Below are 1,089 nucleotides of genomic sequence, written 5' to 3' on the forward strand. Positions count from 1 at the left end.
CACTTTACTCATGAAGTAAACATACGCTAGAATCGCTATCGCTTGCAGTATTTAATCAATATATCACAATAATTTTTAAGTTTACTTTGAGTCTACTCTAGAAAATGACTTGTGTTTAATTAAAAAATTGATTAGTATTGCACGCACTGAAAGGCCTTGAGATTAAAAGCTTTTCTGACTTATAGGGCCTATAGCTCAGTTGGTTAGAGCAGCGGACTCATAATCCGTTGGTCCACAGTTCAAGTCTGTGTGGGCCCACCAAATACGAATCCCATAAACTAAAAGTTTATGGGATTTTTTAATATATACACAAATAGAATATACTTTAATGTTATAAAAAATACACAAAAATTAAGTTTTAAAATTTATTTTATCTTTAATTTTTATCTGATTTTAGATACGCTTCCACTCCTCCTGCTAAATATTCATATTTCATCTATTAAGCCAAGACTTGCTTCTGCATGGGCTCCGAATTCTCTAATTGTGTGTCCCAGAACTTTTCCCATAAATCACAATACTGTAAACACAATTTTTCAATATAGTTATAATCTTCTTCTGTACAAGCTTGCATCAAGACATACCATAAGTCTTCTTCATGATCATCATCTGCAGCTTCAGCACTTTCATCCTCAGAGATACCATGGACATGGTAATAGCCACCACCCTCCACATCCAAACCTATTGCTTTAGTCGCTTTACGTAACGGTGGGCTATAGAGGATAACTTCTTCCTCTGCAACTGCTAATAAAGCTGAAACAGCCTTATAATCTTCATAAGTATTTTCTAAAAATACTCTAACTTGATCTGCTATTTCAGTCGGCTGATAAGTTAGACGATCTTGTTCGGTAACACCGAAATCATTCAATATATCTTCAAATAGAGGATAATGAGCATATTCAGGATTTCCCTGATAGTAACCGTCTTTATCTAAACCAGGACGAAATCCAAACTCATCAAAAATATTTAAACTCAAAAGAAAGCGCGGATACATTTTTGCACCTGCATGTAATCTTGGCTCTAATTGTTTTGTTTGGAATTGGGCCATGAGTAGTGCATCGGTGAATGTTTGAACAATTGCATGACGATACT

Annotated in this window: 1 protein-coding gene and 1 tRNA gene; one reads left to right on the forward strand and one right to left on the reverse strand. The window is 34.8% G+C overall.

Annotation, left to right across the window (positions count from 1 at the left end; genetic code table 11):
* The first annotated feature begins 184 nt into the window (after positions 1-184).
* Positions 185-261: transfer RNA gene (locus tag HUN22_RS17225), tRNA-Ile, on the forward strand.
* Positions 262-439: 178 nt separating this feature from the next.
* On the opposite strand, the gene HUN22_RS17230 is transcribed toward HUN22_RS17225, so the two are convergent.
* On the reverse strand, positions 440-1,089 hold a 650-nt coding region (locus tag HUN22_RS17230; protein WP_174731941.1), incomplete at its 5' end, for an iron-containing redox enzyme family protein.

Origin of the sequence: Acinetobacter lactucae (assembly GCF_013344765.1) — a bacterium.
GTDB lineage: Bacteria > Pseudomonadota > Gammaproteobacteria > Pseudomonadales > Moraxellaceae > Acinetobacter > Acinetobacter lactucae_A.